This window comes from Williamsia soli (genome assembly GCF_017377795.1).
GTDB classification, from domain to species: Bacteria; Actinomycetota; Actinomycetes; order Mycobacteriales; family Mycobacteriaceae; genus Williamsia; species Williamsia soli.
This window is the reverse complement of the sequence record NZ_JAFRDR010000008.1, coordinates 62252-87521: the sequence shown is the minus strand read 5'-3', so window position 1 is coordinate 87521 and position 25270 is coordinate 62252. Positions and strand designations below refer to the sequence as shown.

The window sequence follows — 25270 nt, the reverse complement described above, 5'->3', positions numbered from 1 at the left end:
AGCTTCGATGCTGTTCGTATTCGCGTTGTCTGCGTGTCATATCGATGACCCGAGCACCGACGCTCGGCCGGTGGTCGATTCGTCGCGTGCGGCGGCCGTGAATGGCACGCCCGTACCGCTGCCGTTCGACAATCCGTTTCCAAATCGTTGGAATGCCTCTAACGACGGGACGTCGTTTGAACCGTGTGTCGCGTACACGTCTGGTGAACTCTCCCGGTTTAAGGTCGATTCATCCAAAATCGAGGATGTTGCCCAAGTCGATGGCCAGAGTACGCGTGGGTGTCACTGGTATATGTCCGATCAGTTCGATCTGGGTCAATTGGTGACCGACGCAAGTTCGCTCGATGAATACCGGACGGCGTCAACGGATTTGGATTGGAAGCCCGACCTGGAAGTTGGTGGTCGAACAGTGGGCTTGTTTGCAGTCGACTATGGCACTAGCAAAACATGTTCGACTTACGTGCAATCCTTCAGCGCTGGCGTCGTCACAAATGTCATCACGTCGACGTCCCCGTACGGGCAATCGGTAGACGCGTGCAAGCTGGTCATCGATTTCACACGCGCTTACATAGACAAAATTCCTGAGTGAAGTCAGCCAGCCCTCCAGGCGGCGGATGTCATAGACTTCTGCGCAGCGAAGTGCTGGGGGAGGCACTGCCGGCGAGTACTTGGGGGACAGCATGGCGCCAAAGGGGATAGGTCAGACGGATTGGGTCAGCCATGCCATCGATGAGATGAAGCGTATCTGCGCCGGCATGGACCCGAGCTCGGCAAGCGCAGATGCTGAGGCCATCCGGCTGATTGCATCACGCATCACCCTTGCTGCGGACATGTACTACGCGAAGCTTGCTGCGCTGTATCCCGAAGGCGATTTCCATGGGGAGTCTGTCACCGGGTCGCGGCATGCGACGATCGCCGGCATCCGGCACATGGATGACTCGGCGGCTGTCGGAATCAAGATCGCTGATCAGATCAGTGCAATTTCGTCCATCCTGTCGTCGACTCAGGGGAGCGTCGCTGATTTGGATGCCGAGTTCGGCGTCACCCAGAGCGCGGCGGAGCGCTTTCAGCAACAGCAACAACTCGCCAAGACCATGACGGACGTCTACAGCAACCCGGTGATCGGCGCGAACAGCGCGATGCCGGAGTACTCGGCACCGCCCTTACCGCAGCTGGGCGACGATTTCCGGCCGATCAACACCTCGACCGCAGGTAGCGGTACGGGCGGCAGTGGCTCTGGTGACAACTCGGGACTTGTCGGCGGAGTGGCGGGTGGCGGTGGCCCACACGGACCAGGCGGGCCGGGCGGCCCCGGTGGTCCAGGCGCCGGGCCGGTCTCGTACGGAGGTGATCCGGCAGCAGACGTCCCGCTGTCCCTGGGTAACCCAGGGCAAACGACGGCAGCGGACGCGGGCGGCCCGGGATCCGGCCCCCTGAACGGTGCATTCGGAAGTCCCATCCCTGCCGGCGGAACTGGTGCAAGTACCACCAACGCGGCGCTGAACTCCGCCCGTGGACAGTCGGCGAGCGGGCTCGGTAGCCGAGGCGGGGCCGGCGGTGGCAGCGGCTCAGCCGGTGGAGGTGGCGGCCGGGCAGGCGGCGCGGGCGGTCTCGGCGGCGCCGGATCTGAACCCAATCCGCTTGCCCGACGACCGATCACGCCGCTCGCGACACCGTCGGCCGGTACTGGCCCGGTGCCGGGATCCGGCCCGGCGACAACGACACGGGGCGGTTCTCCGATGGTCCCGCCCGGCGGAGCCGGTAGAGGCGGGCGGGACGCCAACGGCGAACACCGCGCTGCGTCCTATCTGCACACCAGAGAGAACGCGGAAGAGATGCTCGGGCCTCTGCCGCTGGTCGGGCCCCCGGTTTTGGGCGATTGGGCCCGACCTGTCGACACCAGCGCCGCAGATGTGCCGCCGATGAACCTCGACGCACCCTCTGACAACCGCGACAACAACAACCCCGACAACAACAATCCCGACAACAGTGACAACCCCACCCGGACATGACCGGCCGCAGGGCTCACGCCAGGTTGTAGCTCCGCTCGACTGCCGTATTCCATTCGGCGAACCGGGCGTCGCGGTCGTCAGCGTCCATCGCCGGATCCCACTGCTTGTCCTGCGCCCAGTTGTCGCGGATATCTTGTTCGCTCTCCCAGTATCCGACGGCGAGACCGGCCGCGTATGCGGCCCCGAGGGCAGTGGTCTCGTTCACGACGGGCCGCACCACCGGCACGCCCAGGATGTCCGACTGGAACTGCATGAGCATCTCGTTGACCACCATGCCGCCGTCGACCTTCAACGTCGACAACTCCACGCCTGAGTCCGCCTGCATCGCTTCGATGACTTCTCGCGTCTGAAAAGCAGTGGCTTCCAGCGCAGCTCGGGCGATGTGCCCCTTGGTCACGAACCTCGTCAGCCCGACGATCACTCCGCGGGCGTCCGGACGCCATCGGGGCGCGAACAAGCCAGAAAACGCCGGCACGAAGTACACGCCGCCGTTGTCGTCCACGAGTTCGGCGGTCTCCTCGATGTCGCTGGAGGAGTTGATCAGACCGAGGTTGTCGCGCAACCACTGGATGAGTGAACCGGTGACGGCAATCGATCCCTCCAGCGCATAGATCGGTTTTCGGTCGCCGATCTTGTAACAGACCGTCGTCAACAAACCGTGGCTGCTGTGTACCACCTCTTCGCCCGTGTTGAGCAAAAGGAAATTACCTGTGCCGTAGGTGTTCTTGGCTTCGCCCGGTTCCAGGCACGCCTGCCCGAACGTCGCGGCCTGCTGATCGCCCAGGATCCCCGCGATCGGTACGTCCGCGAGCCGTCCGCGCTCGCGCACCTTCCCGTGGACCTGCGACGAACTGCAGATCTCCGGGAGCAGGCTGGTGGGGATCTGCATCTCCCGGCAGATGTCTTCGTCCCATTCGAGCGTCTCCAGATCCATCAGCATCGTGCGCGAGGCGTTGGTGACGTCGGTGAGATGCCGCCCGCCATCCGGGCCGCCCGTCATGTTCCACACCAGCCAGCTGTCCATTGTCCCGAAGCACAACTCACCGGCTTCGGCGCGATCGCGGGCACCCTCCACGTTGTCGAGCAGCCACCGGATCTTCGGTCCCGCGAAGTACGTGGAAAGTGGCAGACCGGTGCGCTCCTGGTAGCGTCCTGCGCCCTCGTCGCCGGCCAACTCTTCGCACAGTTTCGCGGTCCTGGTGTCCTGCCAGACGATGGCGTTGTGGATCGGCTCGCCGGTGGATCTGTCCCACACCAGCGTCGTCTCACGCTGGTTCGTGATACCCAGCGCTTTGATGTCAGCGGTCTGCAAGTCTTCCGACGCCAGCGCGGCCGCGACGACACGTCGGGTGTTGCGCCAGATCTCGACGCCATCGTGCTCGACCCACCCGGCCTTCGGGAAGATCTGCTCGTGTTCCACCTGTTCCGAACTGACGACGTTGCCGGAATGGTCGAAGATCATGCAGCGCGTCGACGTGGTTCCCTGATCGATGGCGGCGATGTAGCCGGTGCTGTTGGTCACGCAATCGAGTTTCCCACGACCTCGTCGCCAATCCGGCGGAACCGGGCACGCGGGGTGCGCTCACCCTGACCGACTAGTTACCAGCGGGTAACGTGGGTCGCGGCACGGCACATCACCTGTGACCAGAGGAGATTGCGATGAGTGCGTCTGCATTCGATCCGGACCGACCAGCTGACCTCGGGCCCCGTTATCGGGACAACGCCTGGCAGCGGTTGTCCACAGAGCAGTTCGACGTGGTCGTGGTCGGCGGGGGCATCGTCGGTGTGGGTACCGCGCTGGACGCCGCGACCCGCGGTCTGCGCGTCGCGCTGGTCGAAGCCCGCGACATCGCGTCGGGAACGTCGAGTCGCTCGTCGAAGATGTTCCACGGTGGTCTGCGATACCTGGAGCAACTGGAGTTCGGGCTGGTTCGCGAAGCCCTGCATGAGCGCGAGTTGTCACTGAGCACGTTGGCACCTCATCTGGTCAAGCCGCTGCCCTTCCTCTATCCGCTGACCCACCGGGTGTGGGAGCGGCCGTACGTCGCTGCCGGCCTGTTCCTCTACGACTCGCTCGGTGGCGCCAAATCGGTTCCGGGTCAACGGCACGTGACCCGCTCGGGCGCCCTCCGTATCGCTCCAGCCCTCAAACGCAACTCACTCTCGGGCGGAATCACCTACTACGACACCGTCGTCGACGATGCCCGCCACACCTTGACGGTCGCCCGCACCGCGTCGCACTATGGTGCGGTCATCCGTACGTCGACGCAGGTCACCGCTTTCCTGCGCGAAGCCGACCGCGTCAGCGGGGTGCGCGTTCGCGATACCGAGACCGGTGACACCGCAGAGGTTCGCGGCCACTGCGTCATCAATGCCTCGGGCGTCTGGACCGACGAGATCCAGGCACTGTCGAAGCAGCGTGGCCGCTTTCGGGTCCGTGCGTCGAAGGGCGTGCACATTGTCGTCCCCCGCGACCGGATCATGAGCGAGTCAGCGATCATCCTGCGTACGCCGAAGTCGGTGCTGTTCGTGATCCCCTGGGAGACACACTGGATCATCGGTACCACCGACACCGACTGGAACCTCGACCTTGCGCACCCGGCTGCCACCCGCGCCGACATCGACTACATCCTCGAGCGCGTCAACGAGGTGTTGGTGACGCCGCTCAGCCATGACGACATCGAAGGCGTCTACGCGGGACTTCGGCCGCTGCTCGCCGGAGAGAACGACGAGACGTCGAAACTGTCCCGCGAGCATGCGGTCGCCGAGGTCGCACCGGGCCTGGTGGCCATCGCGGGTGGTAAGTACACGACGTACCGGGTGATGGCTGCCGACGCGGTGGACGCCATCACCGACTTCATCCCCGTCCGGGTGGCGCCGTCTGTCACCGACAAGGTGCCGCTGGCGGGAGCCGAGGGCTATCACGCCCTCATCAACCAGTGTGATCAGCTCGGACAGCGATTCGGACTGCACCCGTACCGGATTCGCCGACTTCTCAATCGTTACGGCTCGATGATCGACGAGGTGCTCGCGTACGCGAAGAAGGACGAGAGTCTGCTCCAACCTCTGGCCGCCGCGCCGCAGTACCTGCGGGTCGAGGTCGTCTACGCCGTGGTCAGCGAGGCGGCGCTGCACCTCGAGGACGTGCTGGCCCGCCGGACCCGCATCGCCATCGAGTATCCCGATCGCGGTGTGAAGTCGGCGAGGGAAGTGGCCGAACTCGTTGCGCCGCTGCTCGACTGGGACAACGAGAAGAAAGAGTTCGAGATCGAGACCTACTTGGCCCGCGTCGAAGCCGAGGTCTCGTCGCAACGCCAGCCGGACGACGAGTCTGCCGATGCCCTCCGTGCGGCCGCGCCGGAGTCCCGGTCCGAACTGCTCGAACCGGTTCCGGTTCCGGACTGAGACCGGATTACGGCGCTGGCTCGTATCGGAGCAGGGTGACCTCGTCCTCGGGATGGTCGAAGAACACGGGCCGCACCCGCATGCCGATGCGTAGCTCGGAGGGCTCCGCGTTGACGATCTCCGTCGACAGCCGCGGACCCTCGTCCCACTGCACGACGGCGAGCAGCTGCGGCACGGAGTTCGCGAAGTGCGGTGACACCGGCTTGCGGGCGACGGTGAAGGTGTACAACGTTCCCTCGCCGGAGATCTCGCGCCATTCGAGGTCGTCGGCGAGTGTCCCGGGTGCCAGGATTCGCGGATAGAAGACGTATTCATCGAGCGACGGCGAGTACTGGATGCGAATCCGGTGCTCGCGCAACGCATCCCAGTACGGCGCACTCACCGGTGTCTTTACCGGCATGGGTGGGGTGAATGTCATGGCGTTCACGCTTTCTAGTCGCCCTGCAGGACCAAAGTGGTTTGCTCGCCCATCACGCCACCGTTGCCGGACACGAAGGCGCGATTGCAGTCGGGCACTTGAGCTTCGCCAGACCGTCCCATGATCTGACGGGTGGCGTCGCAGACGTGGTGCATGCCGCCGGCGAGTCCCGCCTGGCCGAATCCGAGCTGACCGCCCGCGGTGTTGAGCGGGAAATCGCCGCGGAACGTCAGGTCATGGGAGTTCACGAACTCCATCCCCTTGCCTTTCTCGCAGAACCCGGCGTCTTCGAGGCTCATCAGCACGGTGATGGTGTAGCAGTCGTAGATCGACACCATGTCCATGTCGGAACGGTCGAGCTGGCTCATGTCGAAGGCGGAGTCGGCAGCATGGGTGATGGGGGTCTGCAGCAGATCCTGGGCGTAGGTGGGCGTCTTGTACGCGACGTGCTCGCCGAACCCCTTGATCCAGACCGGCCGGTTCTTGGAACGCCGCGCGACATCCGAGGACGTGACCAGCACCGCCGCGCCACCCGAGCAGGGCATGACGATCTCGAGCCGGTGCAGCGGGTCGGCGATCACCGGACTGGCGAGGACGTCCTCGATGGTCAGCGGCTTGTCGTAGAAGATGGCGTCGGGCGTGTGGTTTGCGTTGACTCGCTGATCGACCACGATCTTCGCGAGCGCGCGCTCGTCATAGCCGTAGACGGAACCGTAGAGTTGCGCGATCTGGCCGTAGGGACCGTTCTGGCCGAGGTTACCGAAGGGGATGTCGAACTCGGCCTGCGGCGAACCGAACCGGTTGGACGATGATCCATAGAGCAGGATGTCGGTGAGGCTGTCGGGTAGCGGTTTCTTGGGTGAATGGGGGACGCCGTAGTCGGCCGGGAGAACGCACAGCACGGCCTGACAGATCCCGAGTTCGACGGCCGCCGCCGCGCGCCACACCATTGCCGCCGCCGAGGCGCCGCCGAGGTCGACCACCTCGGCGAAATTGACTCGGGCCCCGAGGTATTCGGCGATGGTCGAGGGCACGAACATTTCTGATTCGAGCAGGGTCGAGGTGACGATGCCGTCGATTTCGATCCCGGTCAGCCCGGCGTCGGCGATGGCCGAGGCGGACAGTGTGGCCCACTGCTCCAGGGTGAACCGAGGCGTCCGGGTCGACACTTTCTGCGGTGGTAGCTCTGTGTACCCCACGATTGCTGCATCGCCCCGAAAGCCCATGGATACTCCTGCGCATCAACTACCGAAAAAGAAGGACGTCCGCAAACATACTAGAACCGAGATCTAGTTTTCAACCAGTGCTTGTTCTGCAGGTCCGAAGATGAAGTCCATGAAGCGGTTGCAGAGCCGGTGGACGTCCTCCATCGTCCCGTCGTGATAGACCGCAGAGGTCAGGGCGGTGTTGATGATCGACCAGAGCATGATGGCCGCGTCTTCTGCCGCGCCGGGGCCGAGTCGGGCGAAGTCATCGGCAAGTGTGTTCTGGCACACCGTGAAGAATTGGCCGAGTAATGCCTTCGCGTTGGTGTCTGCGCTCGACTGCAGGATCACGTGCACCTGGAAGAAGTGCTGCCTGCGCTCGAACGAGGAGATGACCGCGTTCATCTTCGCGCGGATCTGATGCTCGGACAGGTCTTCGCCCGAACGTGCGTAGGCCGGCGCCGCCCAGTCGAGCAATACCGCTGCGTAGAGATGCTCCTTCGACGAGAAGTACCGGTAGAGGGTGCCCAGTGCCACGCCGGCATCCTGCGCGACATCGCGGATCTGGATCTGCTCGTACTCCTGCTCCTTGAGTGCAGCGTTGGCAGCTTTGATGATCCGCAAACGGCGTGCCTGCTGCCAGGCGGGCAACTCCGAACTGAGCGTTGCCGCCGCAGTAGTCGATGCCTGTTGCGTCATGAATGTTCCTTTGCGTGTATGTACCCCGGGCTCGGGTACAGCCTAGGACGCCGCGCCTCGGGCCGAAGCCACATGGCCGGCTTGTTCGTGGGATGAAGCGATGCTCATCCGGTTCTGCGTAACCGCAAACCGCGGGGCGTCGGGTCGAAACCGCTTTCTCGTAGGTGCTCGGCCAAGGCGCCGGTCAGGACTGGTTCGCCGTCGACGCGCTCGACGTACAACCGGTCCACCTGACCTCGGGTGACCACCCGAGCAAGCGCTGTGGTGGCCGCCGCGAGCTGCTCGGTATCGGTACTGAACGTCAGCACCGTCTTGCCGCCTCGCTCGACGAACAGCACGAGATGACCGTCCACCAACACCACCAGTGCGCCGGGTTTGCGGCCGGGTCGATGCCCCTCCGACTGCTGTGGCCACGCGAGGGCGGAGCCGTACGGGTTGGCGGGATCGGTCGCCGCCAGCGCGATGGCCGTCTGCCCGATCGGTTCGACCTCGTCGCGCAGTCTGTCCACGGTGGTGGTCGCGGCGAATTGCGCGCCGCCCAATCCGTCGATGTAGTAACCACGCCGTACCTTGCCGCTGTCCTCGAACCCGGTGAGGGCCTTGTACACCCGCGAGAAACCGCCGACGATGCCCTCGGTCATCACAGCGCCCTTGGTGACGACGCCGTATCGGTCGAGAAGTGCCGTGCACTGAGCGGCGACCGCAAGGGTGGGATCGGAGATCGGGGCGGGCAACACGAACCAACGTCCGGTCATCGACTGCGGCGCCGTGCGAGGGGTCCGGGCGAAACGTCGCCGACCACGGTGCGCCGGCGCACTTCGGACTGCGCCGGGTTTACGGCCCGGACCCAGTAGTGAACGCACGGGGGTGAACGTGTCGTTGCTGATCAGTCCGGCCCACGCGAGATCCCAGAGCACCATCTCGAGTTCTGAGCCGAGCGGGGTGACACCATCGATGGCCATCGACTCGCTCAGCTGCCGGAAGAAAAACGCGCCGCCCGGGGCCAGATGGTCGAGTACCCGCTGATGCAGTTCACCCATGTCGATCTCGGCGGGGGTGGGCAGGCTGTCCTCGGCGAGATCGGCCGGGTGCAGGCTGATCCACCCGTCGGAACCTGACAGCCGGCCGTGCCCTGCCCACAGGACTTCGCCGCCGGCGGTCAATTCGTCGAGCATGTCGGGTCGGTAGTCGGCGACGCGGGCAGGCAGGACCAGGGACTCCCACGCAGACGCGGGAATGGGTACACCGGCGAGCTGATCGATGACCGCCGACACGCCGTCGATACCACGCAGCCGCGACTGCCGGGTGACGTGTTGCCAGCCGGTGACGAACCGCGCGTACGTCTCATGGCTGACGGGCGCGACCTCGGCTCGGCTCGCCGCCAGTGAGGCTCGTCGAAGCCCGGAGAGAACCTCTGTGTTGCACCACTGTTCGCTGCTGCGCAGGGTGCCCTCCGGTTCGGGCCGGAAGTCTCCTTCGACGACCCGCCGTGAACTCGCCAGTCGAACGAGGGTGTCGCGCACGACCGCGACACCGAGGCCGAGCGCGGTGGCCGCGTCGGCGGCGACGAACGGTCCGTGCGTTCGTGCGTAGCGTCCGATCAGATCGCCGAGCGGATCGTCGACGGGTTCGAGGAACGCCATCGGAAGCCCCTGCGGGGGCGGGATACCGAGCCCGTCGCGGAGTCTGCCGGCATCTTCTGCGGCGGCGAACAGCAGGGAGCCCCCGCGGGGCACCTCGATCGCTCGGCCGGCCGACACGAGTTGGGCGAGCAACGGGAGGGGCTCATCGCCGGTGAATCGCGCGGCGACATCGGATTCACTGAGTGGACCGAGCCACCGCAACAGATCCGCAATGCCCTCGATGTCGCGGGCCTGGCGGTCAGGGTGAAGGCGCTGGAGTTTGGCCTCGGTATCGGCGATGACGTTCTGGTCGAGCAACTCTCGCAGATCCACCCGACCCAGCAGTTGGGCGAGCAACGCCGTGTCGAGTGACAGGGTCGCGGCGCGGCGCTCGGCGAGTGGGGCGTCGTCGGCGTACATGAACGCGCCGACGTAGCCGAACAGCAGGGACGAGGCCATCGGGGACGGTGTCTCGGTCTCGATCTCGATGACCCGGAGGCGTCGATCGGCGACTTTCGTGAGCATGCCGACGAGCGCGGGGAGGTCGTAGACATCCTGCAGACACTCGCGGAATGCCTCGAGGATGATGGGGAACTGCGGGAACTTTCGTGCCACGTCGAGCAACTGGGCGCTACGCTGCCGCTGTTGCCACAGCGGAGCGCGTTTGCCGGGATTGCGGCGCGGCAGCAGCAGTGCGCGGGCGGCGCATTCACGGAAGCGTGAGGCAAACATCGCCGAACCGCCGAGCTGCTCGGTGACGATCTGCTCGATCTCGTCCGGGTCGAAGTGGAAGAGCGCCGCTCCGGGTGGTTGATCGTCGGTGTCGGGGAGACGCACGATGATGCCGTCGTCGGCAGCGGAGACGGCGCCGTCGATGCCGTAGTCCTGCTGCAGGCGTGCGGCCACGGCACTGGCCCACGGTGCGTGAACACGTAAACCGTAGGGGGAGTGCAGGATCACCCGCCAGTCGCCGAGTTCGTCGCGGAACCTCTCGACGAGAAGCGTGCGGTCGGTGGGTAGGTGACCGGTGGCGGCCTGTTGCTCGGAGACCAGTTGCGCGAGGTTGTCGCGGGCGAACTCGTTGAGCCCCAGCCGCTGCGCGTGTGCACCGAGCTTGCCGGGTTTGGACAATTCGCCGACGAACTTCCCGATCGCCTCGCCGAGTTCGGCGGGCCGGCCGATGCTGTCGCCATGCCAGAAGGGAAGTCGTCCGGCCTGCCCGAACGCCGGCGTCACGAGCACCCGATCGTGGGTGATGTCCTCGATGCGCCAGCTGGTGGCGCCGAGCGCGAAGACATCTCCGACGCGGGACTCGTAGACCATCTCCTCGTCGAGTTCGCCTACCCGCGTCTGCTTTTCGCCGACCATGTACACCGCGAACAGCCCTCGGTCGGGAATTGCGCCACCGGAGGTGACCGCGAGTCGCTGGGCGCCCGGCCTACCGGTGAGCGTGCCCTGCGCGCGGTCCCAGACGATGCGCGGTCGCAGTTCGGCGAACTCGTCGGATGGATAACGCCCGGACAACAGGTCGAGAGTCGCATCGAAGACCGGTCGCGCCAGCGTGGCGTACGGCGCGCTGCGGCGGACGGTCTGGTACCAGTCGTCGACGTCGATCGTGCCGGTGGCGCACGCGGCGACCGTCTGCTGGGCGAGTACGTCGAGTGGGTTGGCGGGAACGGTGAGTTCTTCGATCAGGCCGTCGGTCATCCGCTCGACGAGAACCGCGCACCGAAGCAGATCGCCGCGGTGCTTGGGAAACAGCACACCCTGGCTGATCTCACCGACCTGGTGACCGGCGCGCCCGATCCGCTGCAGGCCGCTGGCCACGGAGGGGGGCGCCTCGACCTGGATCACCAGATCGACCGCGCCCATGTCGATACCGAGTTCGAGGCTGCTGGTGGCCACCACGCAGCGCAGGCGACCGGACTTGAGTTCGTCTTCGATCTGCCCTCGGACCTCTTTGCTCACCGAGCCGTGGTGGGCGCGGGCCAGGAGCGGTTCGGCCCCGGAGCTGATCCCACTGCCGAGCATGTGTGCCGGGGCCCCGCCGGGAACCGCCGGATTGGGCTCAGATTCGGTGGGCCCGCCGAGGCGGGTGGCGTGCACCTCGTTGAGGCGGGCCGTCAGCTGTTCTGACAATCGTCGCGAGTTGGTGAACACGATGGTCGACCGGTTCTTCTCGATGAGATCGACGATCGAGCTCTCGACATATGGCCACAATGAGCCTGCCGCGGGTGCCGACGCCTCGTCGTCGATCTCTTCACTGCTCGCGATGACCGGGATGTTGGTCATGTCGGCGACCGGCACGTTGACCGACAGGTCGAAGGTCTTGGCGGCGGGTGGTTGGACCACGGTGCATGGCCTGCTCCCCGAGAGGAAGCCGGCGATCCGCTCGGGCGGGCGCACGGTCGCAGACAGTCCGATGCGCTGGGCCGGTTTGTCGAGCAGGGTGTCGAGACGTTCAAGGGACAGTGCCAGGTGGGTGCCGCGCTTGGTGCCGGCCACGGCATGCACTTCGTCGACGATCACCGTCTCGACGTTCTCCAGCGTCTCCCGCGCCGCCGAGGTGAGCATCAGGAACAGTGACTCGGGCGTGGTGATCAGGATGTCTGGCGGCTTGCGCAGGAGTTGTCTGCGCTGCGCGGCCGGGGTGTCGCCGGAGCGCACCCCCACGGTGATGTCCGCGATCGGCTGGTCGATCCGCTGCGCTGCGCGAGTGAGGCCGATCAGCGGGGCCCGCAGGTTGCGCTCGACATCCACGGCCAGTGCCTTGAGCGGTGAGACATAGAGAACCCGGGTGCCGGCGGTCGCCACGTCGGACTCCGGCCGCGACAGCTGATCGAGTGCCCACAGAAATGCCGACAGCGTCTTGCCTGAGCCGGTGGGCGCCACCACCAGCGTGTTCTCGCCGGCGGAGATGGCGTTCCAGGCTCCGAGCTGCGCCGCGGTCGGTTCGGGGAACGCCGAGGTGAACCACGCCCGGGTGGGTGCGGCAAAGCGGCCCATGACCTGCTGCGGGTCGAGCCCGGCGGGGGCTGAGGGGGAGGACTTGCGGGCGGCCATTGCTCCATGATCCACGAGAGGTCGGACATCGTCGGCGGTCTAGATCTTCCCCGCAGTTGACCGGGCAAAACGCAGCGGAATACAGTCACTGCGAACCAGGTGAACGGGAAATCCGGTGTGAATCCGGAACGGTCGCGCCACTGTGAGTTCCATCGGGCTTCGCCCGTGGGCGAGTCAGGGCTCCGGCGCTTGGCGACAAACATGTGTACACGCGGGACGCGCAATCCCGCGAGAGGAGATGTCAATGTCCAGTTCGTCAATGGCGCAGCCCATTTCGGGAAAGCCGGCCCTGGCGATAGCGGTGCCCGACGTGTCCGCGGTCAACGCCGCGCTATGGCTGACCGCCACCACCCTGGTCGCCGCTCTCGCCTACTACTTCCTCGGCTTCGATCAAGGGGCCGTGTCCGTTTTCGGCAGTGACACCCACGTTCACGAGTACATCCACGACGCACGCCATTTCCTCGGCTTCCCCTGCCACTGAGTCACCGAAGCCGCTGAGGAACTGAATACATGGAAAAGAAGTTCATCGGCGCCGGCCTGCTCTCGGGCCTGGTCGCCGGAATACTCGCGTTCGTGTTCGCGCGCATCTACATCGAGCCGCTGGTCGAGCGGGCCATCGGTTACGAAGAGGGCCGCGGCCACGCCGAATTGGAGCTGGTCGGTGGGGACGCCGGTCACGATCACGGCGAGGTGTTCAGCCGGGCCGTGCAGCAGAACTGGGGTGCAAGCACGGGCACGGTTGTCTTCGGCCTGATCATCGGGGCGTTCTTCGCGGTCACCTTCACCGTTGTCTGGGCGTACGTCGGCCGTCGTTACCCGCTGGTCGATCCGCGCGTCGTCGCCGGGCTTCTCGCCGTCGGGGGATTCGTGGCGGTGTATTTGATCCCGTTCAGTGCGTACCCGGCCAATCCTCCCGCGGTCGGCAGTGACGACACGATCGGTGCGCGCAGCGGTGCCTACCTCACGATCCTGCTGCTGTCCGTGGCATTTCTCATCGCGGCGACCGTGCTGGCCTTCTGGCTCGCGCCGCGAATCGGTGGCCTGCTCTCGGCAGTCGCCGGTGTAATTGCCTACTTCATCGCGGTCGGTATCAGTATCGCGCTGCTACCGAGCTTTGACGAGGTACCAGGACCACTGCTGGACGGCAACACCATCGTGTTCCCTGGCTTCCCGGCTGATGTCGTCGGCGATTTCCGGTACTACTCGATCGTCAACCAGGTGATTCTGTGGGGCGTCCTGGGACTCGGATTCGCATTGTCGCTCACCTGGATCGGCAAGCGTGCCGCCCGCGAGGCGGGCGTTGCAACACCTCAGAGAAGCGTTCGCTGAGACTACGACTGATCACCGCGGCCCGGACCGGGCCCAATGTGGCACTGCGGTTCGGTGCGCATGACGATCCACTCGACAAACGCGGTCGCGCCGATTGCGCGCGGCTGCGTTTGTCGTATCCGGACACGGTCCGCATCGCGCCGGATCGATCCGCGACCGAAACGGCCGCAGCGATCGGGGCGGACGGGGTCATCGACAACGCCCTGAAAGCACTGGATCTGGGGCGATGGAAAGGTCTCACGCCGGACCAGATCGATCCCATGGACCTGGGGGAGTGGTTCGGCGATCCGGGAACGAGTCCTCACGGCGGCGAGTGCATCACGGCATTTCTTGCGCGCCTGACCGACTGGCTGGACACCGCGTGGACAGTCGATGTCGGTGCGGTGGTCGCTTGCGGGACCGCGCAGGGTCTCGTCGCCGCAGCCACCGGGGCCAGTTTTTGGAGCGTCGAGGTGGTACCTGCCGGGGTGATCGATCTCGAACGCCGAGGTGGACGATGGCGGCTGCAGTTGGGCTCGACCGATTTCTGAAACCTGTTCTAAAAAATGATCTCAGATTCTAGTATTAGCAGAAAGAACACTTGCTGACGCTAGGGGAAATTGCATGTTCGAGTGGTCCGAAGAAGACCTGATGGTGCGCGACGCGGTACGCGGGTTCATCGACAAAGAGATCCGTCCGCACATCGATGAGCTCGAGACAGGCGCCCTACCGCCGTACGACATCGTCCGAAATCTGCTCAAGACCTTCGGTGTCGACGCCATGGCAACCGATTCCCTGGAGAAGGAGTTTGCCCACGACGAGGCCGTGGCCCGCGGCGAGGCCGAGCCCAAGAAACCCTCGCCCGGGGCGGGTATGACGTCGATGGGCTCGATCCTCAACATCGAACTGGCGGGCGTGAGCCTGGGCATCGTCGCCTCGATGGGGGTGAGCCTGGGCCTGACGCCTTCGACGATCCGGTCCAAGGGCACGTTGGCCCAGAAGAAGCGCTGGCTCCCGGACCTGGTCACCATGAACAAGGTGGGTGCGTGGGCGATCACCGAACCGGACTCGGGCTCAGATGCGCTGGGTGGCATGAAGACGACTGTCAAGCGAGACGGTGAGAACTACATCCTCAACGGGCAGAAGACCTTCATCACCAACGGGCCGTTCGCCGATACGATCGTCGTTTTCGCCAAGCTCGACGACGGTGACGCGAGTGTCGACCGGCGTCGTCGCAAGGTGCTCACGTTCGTGCTCGACAAGGGCATGGAGGGATTAACGCAAGGCAAGCCGTTCAAGAAGATGGGCATCATGTCCTCGCCGACCGGAGAGCTCTTCTTCGACAACGTCAAACTCGACAAAGACCGTCTCCTCGGTGAGACGGAAGAGGTCGGTGCGAAGGGCGGCGGCGACGGCGCGAAAGCCGGATTCGTGCTCGAGCGCGTGGGCATTGCCTCGCTGTCGCTCGGCATCATCAACGAATGTCAGCGCCTGTGCGTCGACTACGCCAAACAGCGCACGTTGTGGGGCAAGCCGATCTCTGAACTACAGCTGATCCAGCTCAAATTGGCGGAGATGGAGGTTGCTCGTTTCAACGTCCAGAACATGGTGTTCCACGCGCTCGAGCGCGCGCAGTCGGGCAAGCCCCTCGACCTCGCGGAGGCCTCGGCGATGAAGCTCTATTCCTCCCGGGCAGCCACTGATGTCGCCATGGAAGCGATTCAGTTGTTCGGCGGCAACGGATACATGACCGAGTATCGGGTCGAGCAACTTGCCCGTGATGCAAAGTCGCTGATGATCTACGCCGGCAGCAACGAAATCCAGACCACCCACGTCGCCAAGGGCGTCCTGGCCAGGTAGTTCGCGCCACAACCCAGTCACACCGGCAAACCCAGCAGCTGCTGCTGGGTTTGCCTGGGTTTGGCGCACCCCTCAGACCAACTTACAAACAGACTGGACTGTTTCTTACTTCTCCGCTAACCTCCTGAGTGTGGCGACCAACACAGCAACGACCGTTGAGACGGACGGGGTCAGAGCGCCGACCCGGACACAGGCCGAACGCACCGCGCAGATGCGTGCGCGCCTGCTCGATGCGGCCATCTCGTGCCTCATCGACAAGGGGTATTCCGGCACCAGCACGCAGGAGATCTCCCGGCGCGCCGGTGTGTCGCGGGGTGCGCAACTCCATCACTTCCCGACCAAGGAGTCCTTGGTGGTCGCGGCTGTCGAGCACCTCGTCGAGCAGCGGTTGGCCGAATTGCTCGAAGCGCACGCAGCGGGACAGCGAGCGAGCGTGGAGGTCTTCCTCGACGCGTTCTCCGGGCCGCTGTTCTACGCCGCACTCGAACTGTGGATCGCGGCCCGCACCGACCCTGCACTGCACGCGGCGGTTCTGCCCCTCGAGGCGCGGGTCAACGAGGCCATCAACACCGGTGGCGCCGTGATCTTCGGCGACCGGATGACACCGGAAGCAATCGAGATCAGCGTCGAGTTGGCGCGCGGACTCGCCGTCTCGGCGCTGTTCCGCAATGACAAGTCCGACCAGGAGCTACGCACACGCCTGGTACCGATATGGGAGGCCATGGTGACAACCAAATGACCGCTATCACGACCGACAAGGCGCCGCTCGCAGCGTTGCCCACGCACGTCGACACCCTGATCGTCGGCACCGGCTTTGCCGGTTTGGCTGCCGCGCACAGGATCTTGAAAGGCAATCGGAACGCCGACGTCATCCTCATCGAACGGGCAGGCGACGTCGGTGGGACCTGGCGCGACAACACCTACCCCGGTGCTGCCTGTGACGTGCCGAGCAATCTCTACTCGTTCTCGTTCGCACCGAGTCCGGACTGGTCGAACAATTATGCACGGCAACCGGAGATCTTCAGCTACCTGAGGTCGGTCGCCGACGACTTCGGGTTTCGCGAGCGCACACTGTTCAATTGCGAGCTGCTCGCAGGACGATGGGATCCGCAGCTCTCCCGGTGGGTCGTCGAAACATCGCGCGGAACGATCTCCGCGAAGGTGCTTGTCGCCGCGACCGGAACGTTGTCGAATCCGAGCCTGCCGAACGTGCCCGGCATCGGCGACTTCACCGGCACGATGTTCCACAGCGCCACCTGGGATCACAGTTTCGACCCGACCGGGAAGCGGATCGCCGTTGTCGGTACCGGCGCCTCGGCGATCCAGTTCGTCCCCGAATTGGCAGAGCCTGCAGCGCATCTGACAGTTCTGCAGCGGACGCCCGCATGGATCATCCCCAGGCTCGATCGCCCGGTCGGAAAGCTGGAGCGCACCCTCTATCGGACGCTGCCTCCCACGCAGAAGATCGCCCGCGGCGGTCTGTACCTGTATCGCGAGGCGTACGTCGTCGCGTTGGCGAAGTTCACGTTCCTGCTTCCGCTGTTCAAAATGCTGGCGACGAGTCAGTTGCGCAAGCAGGTCAAAGACCCTGTGCTGCGCAAGAAACTGACGCCGAAGTTCACCATCGGCTGTAAGCGGATGCTGCTCAGCAACACCTGGCTACCGACACTGGCGCGTCCGGACGTGAACCTCGTCGACCACGGCGTGTCCGCTGTGACCGCCGACGGTGTGGTCGATTCGTCGGGCGTCGAGCACAAGGTGGACGCGGTGATCTTCGGAACCGGTTTCACCGCCACCGAACCACCGGTCGCAAAGGTGCTCCACGGCACCGATGGACGTAGTCTTGCGGACATCTGGGACGGTAGCCCCAATGCGTATCGCGGAACCACGGTCCACGGGTTTCCGAATCTATTCCTGATGTATGGTCCGAACACCAACCTCGGGCACAGCTCGATCGTGTACATGCTCGAGTCGCAGGCCAACTACATCAGCTCCGCTCTCGAACAGATGGCTGATCGAAATCTGGTCAGTGTCAATGTGAATCAGCGATCCCAGGACTTCTACAACTCGGCGATCGACGAGGGTCTCGAAGGTACGGTTTGGAACTCCGGTGGATGCTCGAGCTGGTACTTCGACAAGAACGGCCGAAACTCTGTGATGTGGCCGACGTTCACCTGGGGCTTCCGGCAGTTGCTTCGGACCGCCGATCTCGGTGATTACGAACTCGACAAGAACGACACACCCGGTGCAGATGTGCCTGCGCCCCAGCCACAGGAAAGCGAGTCCGCATGAACGACTATGACGTGGTGATCGTCGGCTCCGGGTTCGGTGGGTCGGTGGCTGCACTCCGACTGGCCGAGAAGGGCTACAAGGTCGCGGTACTGGAGGCGGGCCGCCGATTCGCCGACGACGAACTCCCGAAGACGAGTTGGCGACTGCGTAAGTACCTCTGGGCACCCTGGATGGGTTGCTATGGTGTGCAACGGATTCACCTGCTCCCCGATGTGCTGGTGATGGCCGGTGCGGGCGTCGGCGGTGGTTCCCTGAACTACGCCAACACGCTGTACAAGCCGCCCACCAGGTTTTTCGAGGATCCGCAGTGGGGACACATCACCGACTGGCAGGACGAACTCACCCCGTACTACGACCAGGCCCGGCGGATGCTCGGCGTGGTGGACAATCCGAGCGTGACGCCCGCGGACAAGGTGATGCGCGAAGTCGCCGACGACATGGGTGTCGGCTCGACGTTCACCACGACGCCGGTCGGGGTTCTGTTCGGCAATCCCGGTGAGCAGGTACCGGATCCGTTCTTCGGTGGAGCCGGGCCGGAGCGGACCGCGTGCACCGAATGTGGATCGTGCATGACCGGGTGCCGGGTGGGCGCGAAGAACACCCTGGTCAAGAACTACCTTCATCTGGCGGAAGAGGCAGGGGTCACGGTGCTGCCGCTGACGACGGTGACGGCGGTACGCCCCGCGGGCGACGATTACGAGGTCGTCACCCGGCGTACGGGCGCGAAGCTGCGGCGCCGCGAGAAGAGCATCTTCGCGGGACAGGTCATCTTCGCGGCAGGTACGTACGGTACCCAAAAGCTGCTGCTCGCGATGAAGCAGACCGATCAACTCCCGCATCTGTCCGACCAGCTGGGTTCGGTGGTGCGCACCAATTCCGAGGCGGTTCTGGCCGCGACGGCTCGCGACCGCAAGACCGACTACACCCAGGGGGTGGCGATCACGTCGTCGTTCCATCCCGACGACCACACGCACATCGAACCGGTCCGATACGGCAAGGGCAGCAACGCCATCGGCCTGCTACAGACGGTGTTGTCCGACGGGGGCGGCAAGGTTCCCCGCGTCCTGAAGACCGCGGGCGTCGCACTCCGCCATCCCGGAGCCTTCGTCCGGAGCCTGTCGGTACGGCACTGGTCGGAGAAGACGGTGATCGCACTGGTGATGCAGACCGACGACAACTCTCTCGAACTGGGTTCCAAGCGCGGCATCTTCGGCAGGCAATTGACCAGCCGCGCAGGCGCCGGCGATCCACCACCAGAATGGATACCACAGGGACATGAGGCGATCCGGTTGCTGGCCGACAAGATCGGGGGAGACCCCGGTGGCTCGATGGCGGAGATCGTGAACATCCCGATGACCGCGCACTTCATCGGGGGATGCGTGATCGGCGCGGACTCGGGCGAGGGCGTCGTCGACCCCTACCACCGGATGTTCGGTCATCCCGGGCTGCATGTGGTCGACGGGTCCGCGGTCAGTGCCAACCTCGGCGTGAACCCGTCGCTGACGATCGCCGCGCAGGCCGAACGAGCCATTGCGTTGTGGCCCAACAAGGGTGAGATCGACGAACGTCCAGAACTGGGCGCGGGGTACTTGCGGATCTCACCGGTCCAACCGACGTCACCTGTTGTGCCCGAGCGTGCCCCGGGGGCCCTGCGGCTCCCTTTGTTCGTTCGAGATCGTGAGTCCGAATCCGTGAAGGGAGCCTGCTGATGTGGAGTGTGGCCGAGTCTGACGTCGACCCCGGCGAGGTGCCGGTGAGCGCGCCGCCACCCTGGCCCGCGAATGTGCGCGCCACCATCTGGTGGCACCGCAGTACCGATGCTGCGAAAGACATCGGTGCGCAGTCTGCTGGGAGCTCGGAGTCCACGATCGGTATCACGGTGGGCATGGTCGTCGATTATCTCGATTCGCCGGTCGGCCCGTATCGAGAGATTCTCGCCAGCCCGGTGCTGCGGCGGCCCGGTGGTGGGCGGGGTCCGCTTCCGCGAATTTCGGTGCCGTTCATAGCCGTCGATTCCGCCGCGTCGGTGCACGGTGGCCGTGAGCACTGGCAACTGCCCAAGGTGATGGCCACGTTCACCGGTGACGTTCTCGCGGGCGCCGGCGCGAGCGGTCCGGAGTGGGCCGTCCAGACGCAATCCGACGGACGCGGTCCCGCATTTCCGATCAAGGGTGGGATCGGGTTCGCGCAGCCTGCCACCGGTGGGCTGGCCATCGCGGGGTCGAAACTCACTGGGAAGGCCCGATATGCCCGGGTGACGGTGCTGTCGGACGGTCCGACGTTGACGTCCTGGCTCAAGCCCGGCACCCATCACGGTCTGCAGATCGTCTCCGGGCGCATGGAAACCGGCCTCGGAACCACGATCTCGACCGACTGATGCCGCCCGTCGCCGGCACGGTCACCGGTTGATGGCGTGCCAGACCCTCGGTGGGTTCATCGGTAGCTCGTACACCCGGACGCCGATCGCGTTCCGGATGGCACTCTCGAGTGCCGGAGCCACCGGGTTGTACGGCGCCTCGCTCATCGACTTGGCGCCCAGCGGCCCGATGGCGTCGTAGGTGTCGGCAAAGTAGACCTCGGTGTCGGGGACGTCGGCGATCTGCGGGATGTGGTAGTTACGCAGCACCTGCGTGATGACGTGCCCGTTCTCCAGGATCATCTCTTCGTAGAGGGAGCTGCCGATCGCCTGTGCCGCACCGCCTTCGACCTGACCGCGACACTGCTGGGGATTCATCACCACGCCGGCGTCGGCGGACTGCAGCGAATGCAGGATCCGCACTTCGCCGGTAGAGGTGTTCACCCCCACCCGGAACGCGTGCACGTTGAACGCGGTCGACCGCGGGCTCCCGTCGTGCTTGCCCTCCGCCGCCATCGGGCCGCCGTTCGCCGCGACAATCCCGGCCAGGTCGATGAAGCGCGAACCAGCCTGGATGCCCTGTGGTCCCAGCGCGCACTCTGCCGGGTCGGCGTCCAGGGCCCGGGCTGCGACCTCGATCATGCTCGAGCGCAACCGATCGCACGCACTACGCAGTGCCTTGCCCGCTACGACGGTGCCGGCAGATCCGAACGCGCCGGTGTCGTAGCCGATCTCGTCGGTGTCTGCTTGCCGAATCGTGATCTGGCCCGGGGGACACCCCAGTGCGGAAGCGGCGATCTGCGTCAGCACCGTGGTGGTCCCGTTGCCGAACTCGGCGGTGCCCACCGCGGCGATGTACTCACCGTCGGTGTTCAGCGTCATCGCGGCCTCGGCGAAGTGGCCACGCGGAGGGATGGTGGCGATCATGGCCGCCGCCATACCTTCTCCGATCTCCCACTCGGGGAGTTGCTGGAGTTCGACGCCCCCACGCACCGGGTCAGCCCTGCCCGCCAGCAGTGCCTGCTCCGCGAGATCGATGCATTGGTCGAGTCCGTAGCTGCCGAACTCGAGGTCTCCCTCCTCGACTTCCCACGACACGAACTCGTCGCCGGGTACAACGACATTGATTCTGCGCATCTCGAACGGGTCGATGCCCAAACGGGCTGCCAGTTCATCGATCGCACCCTCGATACCGAAGGCGACCTGGCCGAGTCCGTATCCGCGGAAGGCGCCCGAGGGGATGTTGTTGGTGTACACGGCGCGTGCGTCGACATGCTTGTTCGGACTCCGATAGAGCGCTACGGATTCGCTGCACCCGTGGAACATGACACCGCCGCTGTGGTTTCCGTAGGCCCCGGCATCGGAGAGCACCGACACCGACAGCGCAGTCAGCACGCCGTCCGCACCCGCCGCGGCCGTGACGTCGACCCGCATCGGGTGGCGACACGGTGCGATGGTGAACTGATCGCTCCTGGTGAACTCGTAGACCACCGGCCGGCCGGTCTTGAGCATCGCCAGCACCACAAGGTCTTCGGTGAGCAACTCCTGCTTGCCACCGAACCCACCGCCGACCCGCGCCGCATACACCCGGACCTGATTCCGCGGGAGCTCGAAGATGTGGCACAACTCGTCGCGGATGAGGAACGGCACCTGAGTACTCGAGCGCACCACGATGCGACCTTCGTCGTCGCGCCAGCCGACCGCGCCGTGGGTCTCGAGGTGCGTGTGCTGGACCCGTGCGGTCTGCCAGCTGCCGGAGACCACCGCGCCCCCGGTGTCGCGGGCGAGTGCGATTCCGGCGTCGATGTCGCCCACCGTGCCGGCCAGTGCCGCCACGAGGTTTCTCCCGGGGTCGGCGATCCGTGCTTCGGGTCCCTTGTCGCCGTGGACGAGCGGTGTGCCCGGCTCGGTGGCGAGGGCGGGGTCGAAGTTGGCCGCGAGCACCTCGTATTCGACGGTGATCAGGGCACTCGCCCTGCGTGCGACGGTCATCGAGTCGGCGACCACCGCGGCGACCCGTTGACCCACGAAGCGCAGGGTGACATCGAAGACCCGTCCGTCGTCCGGGTCGTCGAGCCGGTTGTCGTGGCGGGCTGTCGAGAAGAGCACACCGGGATCGTCGCGATGGGTCAGCACCGCGCGCACCCCCGGAACTCGTTCCGCGGCAGTGGTGTCGATGGCGACGATGCGGGCGTGGGGATGCGGGCTTCCGATCACCGCGACGTGGCCGAGATCAGCGGGCAGGCGATCCATCGTGTACGGCTCTGTGCCGGTCACAATTCTCGGCGCGGCGGGTGCCTGGACGGACTTGCCCACCGACACGCCGGGATCGCCAGGTGCGACCTTCTCGGTACTCACCACCGCGTCGAGAGCATCGCGGATGGAGCGGTAACCCGTGCAGCGGCACAGGTTCCCCTTGAGACTGTTCGGCAGGTCTGACAGCTGTTCGTCGTCCAGGGCGCTTGCGGTGACAACCATTCCGGCCGTGCAGAATCCACATTGGAAGCCGGCAGCATCGACGAACCTCTGCTGCATCGGGTGCAGGTTCTCCGGCGTACCGAGGCCCGCCACCGTCGTGATGTCGGCGTTCGCGACCCGGTGTGCGGGGACGATGCAGGAGTGTTGTGGCTTGCCGTCGACGAGGACAGAACACGCCCCGCAATCGCCGGCGTCGCATCCCTTCTTGACACCGTCCTGGCCTTGTTCACGCAAGAACGTGCGCAGACATTGCCCGGGCGCCGGAACAGCCTCGACAAACTGACCGTTGATCTTCATGATCGACCGCCCTTCATGCGTTCACGCTATCTCGGCCAATTCCGCGACCACAGCTCTCGTCAGTACCCCCGTGATCTGCCTCCGCCAACCGGCCTCGCCGTGCGGGTCGGAGTAGTAGGCGTCGGTGGGGATCGCCGAGTAGACCTGCTCGAGCACCGTCATGGGTTCGACCGAGTCAGTGGCGATCACATAAGGGACATCTGTTGCGGCGGTGACCGACACGAGGATCCCGGTCGGTGTCGCGCGGCCGATGACCACTGCCCCTGACCGGCCGAGCGGCGACATCGCCATCTTGCGCAGCACAGTCCGCTGCCGTAGTGCGGCAGCGGGTAGCCGGATCGAGCGCAGGACGTCACCCGGCCGCAGGATGGTCTGGGCGATCCCGGTGACGAATTCGGCTGTCGAACAGCGTAGGTCGGTCCCATCGGCTCTCCAGACCAGCAGCTCGGCCTCGAGCGCGGACGCCATGGAGATCATCGCTCCCGCCGGGAAACCGAGACAGATGTTGCCGCCGACGGTGGCGTTCTGCCAGATCTTGAACGACGCGAGCAACGCCTGCGCGGCCTGCCGGAACACGCTGGTGGCGGCCCACTCCGCGGGATGGGTTGCCGCCACGAGTGAGGAAATGCTGCAGGTCGCCGCGATGTCGAGCCCTGCCTCGGTGATCGTCAGGTCGGGCCAGTCCATCCCGCTCAGGTCGACGATCCGGCGCAGATGCGGCTGAGGTTCACTCATCAACCAGGTTCCGCCCGCCATCAATCCGTCCGTCGCGCAGAGGTCGGCGAGATCTGAGCGGGTCCGCGGCGTCGTGACCGAGTCGATGGTGTGCAGGTCCATCAGCCGGCCTTCGCGATCAAGGCCGAGTGAGCTGCGGCCACCTGGGCCGCGATCACCTCGGCGTCGACGCGCGTCAGCCGGCCTCCGCTGACGACGACCTCGCCGTTGACCCAGGAACGCTCGATAGGTGGTACATCACCCAAGACCAGCGCCGCCACCGGATCTGCGATACCACTGTGACCGAGACCGTCGAGACGCCACAGCACCAGGTCAGCAAGCTTGCCGGGTTCGATGGATCCGAGGTTGCCGTAGCCCAGCACCTCGGCGCCGCCGAGCGTCGCCAGCTCGAGAGCGGTTCTCGTGGTCAACGCGGTCGGACCGCCGACAGCCCGCGCCATCATGACGGCTTGGTGCGCTTCTTCGAGTAGTCGGCACGACTCGTTGGATGCCGAGCCGTCGACGCCGAGGCCGACCGGGACCCCCGCCGCGAGCAGATCCCGGGTACGTGCAATCCCGGCGCCGAGCCGGGCATTGGAGGTGGGGCAGTGCGCGATAGCGCTCTGGGTGGCGGCCAGGGTGGCGATGGCCTTGTCGTCGAAGTGCACGCCATGCGCAAACCAGACATCGGGACCGACCCAGCCGACGGTCTCCATGTACTCGAGGGGGGTGCAACCGAAGTGCTCTGCTGTGTAGTCGGATTCGTCAACCGTCTCGGCGAGATGCGTGTGCAGTCGGACGTTGCGCTCCCGCGCGAGTTCTGCGGTGGCGCGCAGCAGGTCGGCTGTCACCGAAAACGGGGAGCAGGGCGCGAGGGCGATCTTGATCATGGCGTCAGGGGACGGGTCGTGCCACCGCGAGATGGCGGCCGAACTCGCGGTCATGATCTGATCGATCGTCTCGACAACGCTGTCCGGTGGCAAACCACCGTCCTTCTCGCTGAGGTCCATCGACCCGCGTGTCGGGTGAAACCGCACACCGACAGCGTGCGCGGCCAGGATTTCCGCTGCCAGGAGGTCACCGCCTTCCTTGGGAAAGACGTAGTGATGGTCTGTGCTGGTGGTGCATCCCGAGAGAGCGAGCCAGCCGAGTGCGCCTGTGGCAGCGACGTTCACGGCCTCTTCGTCTATGCCCGCCCAGATGGGGTACAGGGTGGTCAACCACTGAAACAGGGTGTGATCGGCCGCCAGACCACGGGTGATCCACTGGTACAGGTGGTGATGGGTGTTGATCAGCCCCGGGGTCAGGATGCATCCGGTGCCGTCGATCACCTCAGCGGTGTCTCTGAGCTCATCGTCGACAGCGCCGTCGACCACCGCCGAGATCGTGTTGCCGACGACGACCACCGATCCGCCGCGCAGCTCACGTCGCCCCGCGTCCATCGTCACGATGTAGGCGTTCTCGATGATTGTGCTCATGGCGCCACCGTACGACGACGGAGTTACAAAAAAATGACAACCGGCCACGGCGGACCACCTCGG

At 65.3% G+C, this 25270-nt stretch carries 19 protein-coding genes and 1 riboswitch; of the genes, 11 read left to right on the top strand and 8 right to left on the bottom strand.

The genetic code is table 11. From position 1 onward, the window contains the following. The first annotated feature begins 7 nt into the window (after window positions 1–7). Both J3S28_RS20220 and J3S28_RS20215 read left to right on the top strand, forming a co-directional pair. Window positions 8–589 (top strand): DUF3558 family protein, encoded by a 582-nt coding sequence (locus J3S28_RS20220; RefSeq protein WP_207842559.1) that lies wholly within the window; start codon window positions 8–10, stop codon window positions 587–589. 145 nt (window positions 590–734) lie between these two features. Next, window positions 735–2012, top strand: a complete 1278-nt coding sequence (locus J3S28_RS20215; protein WP_207842558.1) for a hypothetical protein — start codon at window positions 735–737, stop codon at window positions 2010–2012. Window positions 2013–2025: 13 nt separating this feature from the next. On the opposite strand, the gene glpK is transcribed toward J3S28_RS20215, so the two are convergent. Beyond that, a complete protein-coding gene (gene glpK / locus J3S28_RS20210; protein ID WP_207842734.1) occupies window positions 2026–3513 on the bottom strand; it encodes a glycerol kinase GlpK in 1488 nt (495 codons plus the stop codon). Between the two features lie 158 nt (window positions 3514–3671). On the opposite strand from glpK, the gene glpD reads away from it, so the two are divergent. Beyond that, on the top strand, window positions 3672–5417 hold the full coding sequence (glpD, locus tag J3S28_RS20205; protein WP_207842557.1) for a glycerol-3-phosphate dehydrogenase: 1746 nt from the start codon (window positions 3672–3674) through the stop codon (window positions 5415–5417). 7 nt (window positions 5418–5424) lie between these two features. On the opposite strand, the gene J3S28_RS20200 is transcribed toward glpD, so the two are convergent. The 4 genes from J3S28_RS20200 to J3S28_RS20185 form a co-directional block, all read right to left on the bottom strand. Next, complete coding sequence (locus J3S28_RS20200; protein ID WP_207842556.1) at window positions 5425–5835, bottom strand: Zn-ribbon domain-containing OB-fold protein; 411 nt, start codon at window positions 5833–5835, stop codon at window positions 5425–5427. A 14-nt stretch (window positions 5836–5849) separates the two neighbouring features. Then, window positions 5850–7061: a thiolase family protein gene (locus J3S28_RS20195; RefSeq protein ID WP_084895448.1), complete on the bottom strand. Its 1212-nt coding sequence runs from the start codon at window positions 7059–7061 to the stop codon at window positions 5850–5852. Window positions 7062–7124: 63 nt separating this feature from the next. Then, the gene (locus J3S28_RS20190) at window positions 7125–7739 is read right to left on the bottom strand and encodes a TetR/AcrR family transcriptional regulator (protein WP_207842555.1); all 615 of its coding nucleotides are present in this window, start codon (window positions 7737–7739) and stop codon (window positions 7125–7127) included. 104 nt (window positions 7740–7843) lie between these two features. Further along, complete coding sequence (locus tag J3S28_RS20185) at window positions 7844–12424, bottom strand: ATP-dependent helicase (protein WP_207842554.1); 4581 nt, start codon at window positions 12422–12424, stop codon at window positions 7844–7846. Between the two features lie 65 nt (window positions 12425–12489). Next, a riboswitch (cobalamin riboswitch) is annotated at window positions 12490–12628 on the top strand. Window positions 12629–12668: 40 nt separating this feature from the next. Between J3S28_RS20185 and J3S28_RS20180 the strand changes: the two genes are divergently transcribed. From J3S28_RS20180 to J3S28_RS20145, 8 genes are all read left to right on the top strand, one after another. Next, window positions 12669–12905: a CbtB domain-containing protein gene (locus tag J3S28_RS20180; RefSeq protein ID WP_207842553.1), complete on the top strand. Its 237-nt coding sequence runs from the start codon at window positions 12669–12671 to the stop codon at window positions 12903–12905. Between the two features lie 29 nt (window positions 12906–12934). Then, complete coding sequence (locus J3S28_RS20175) at window positions 12935–13753, top strand: CbtA family protein (RefSeq protein WP_207842552.1); 819 nt, start codon at window positions 12935–12937, stop codon at window positions 13751–13753. 38 nt (window positions 13754–13791) lie between these two features. Beyond that, window positions 13792–14283, top strand: a complete 492-nt coding sequence (locus J3S28_RS20170; protein WP_207842551.1) for a histidine phosphatase family protein — start codon at window positions 13792–13794, stop codon at window positions 14281–14283. Between the two features lie 73 nt (window positions 14284–14356). Then, the gene (locus J3S28_RS20165; RefSeq protein WP_207842550.1) at window positions 14357–15592 is read left to right on the top strand and encodes an acyl-CoA dehydrogenase family protein; all 1236 of its coding nucleotides are present in this window, start codon (window positions 14357–14359) and stop codon (window positions 15590–15592) included. 211 nt (window positions 15593–15803) lie between these two features. Further along, window positions 15804–16331: a TetR/AcrR family transcriptional regulator gene (locus J3S28_RS20160; RefSeq protein ID WP_207842733.1), complete on the top strand. Its 528-nt coding sequence runs from the start codon at window positions 15804–15806 to the stop codon at window positions 16329–16331. Continuing rightward, window positions 16328–17884, top strand: coding sequence for a flavin-containing monooxygenase (locus J3S28_RS20155; protein ID WP_207842549.1), 1557 nt, complete (start codon window positions 16328–16330; stop codon window positions 17882–17884). The genes J3S28_RS20160 and J3S28_RS20155 overlap by 4 nt, the downstream gene beginning before the upstream one ends. After that, entirely contained in the window at window positions 17881–19593 is a 1713-nt protein-coding gene (locus J3S28_RS20150; protein ID WP_207842546.1) for an FAD-dependent oxidoreductase, read from the top strand. The genes J3S28_RS20155 and J3S28_RS20150 overlap by 4 nt, the downstream gene beginning before the upstream one ends. Continuing rightward, complete coding sequence (locus J3S28_RS20145) at window positions 19593–20261, top strand: acetoacetate decarboxylase family protein (protein WP_207842544.1); 669 nt, start codon at window positions 19593–19595, stop codon at window positions 20259–20261. The genes J3S28_RS20150 and J3S28_RS20145 overlap by 1 nt, the downstream gene beginning before the upstream one ends. Window positions 20262–20282: 21 nt before the next feature. Here J3S28_RS20145 and J3S28_RS20140 read toward each other — a convergent pair whose 3' ends face one another. From J3S28_RS20140 to J3S28_RS20130, 3 genes are read right to left on the bottom strand one after another with little or no spacing between them, the layout of a single operon-like run. Continuing rightward, on the bottom strand, window positions 20283–23015 hold the full coding sequence (locus J3S28_RS20140) for a molybdopterin-dependent oxidoreductase (protein WP_207842542.1): 2733 nt from the start codon (window positions 23013–23015) through the stop codon (window positions 20283–20285). A gap of 21 nt (window positions 23016–23036) precedes the next feature. Next, the gene (locus tag J3S28_RS20135) at window positions 23037–23852 is read right to left on the bottom strand and encodes an FAD binding domain-containing protein (protein ID WP_207842536.1); all 816 of its coding nucleotides are present in this window, start codon (window positions 23850–23852) and stop codon (window positions 23037–23039) included. After that, a complete protein-coding gene (locus tag J3S28_RS20130) occupies window positions 23852–25207 on the bottom strand; it encodes an 8-oxoguanine deaminase (RefSeq protein WP_207842534.1) in 1356 nt (451 codons plus the stop codon). The genes J3S28_RS20135 and J3S28_RS20130 overlap by 1 nt, the downstream gene beginning before the upstream one ends. Window positions 25208–25270 lie beyond the last annotated feature (63 nt).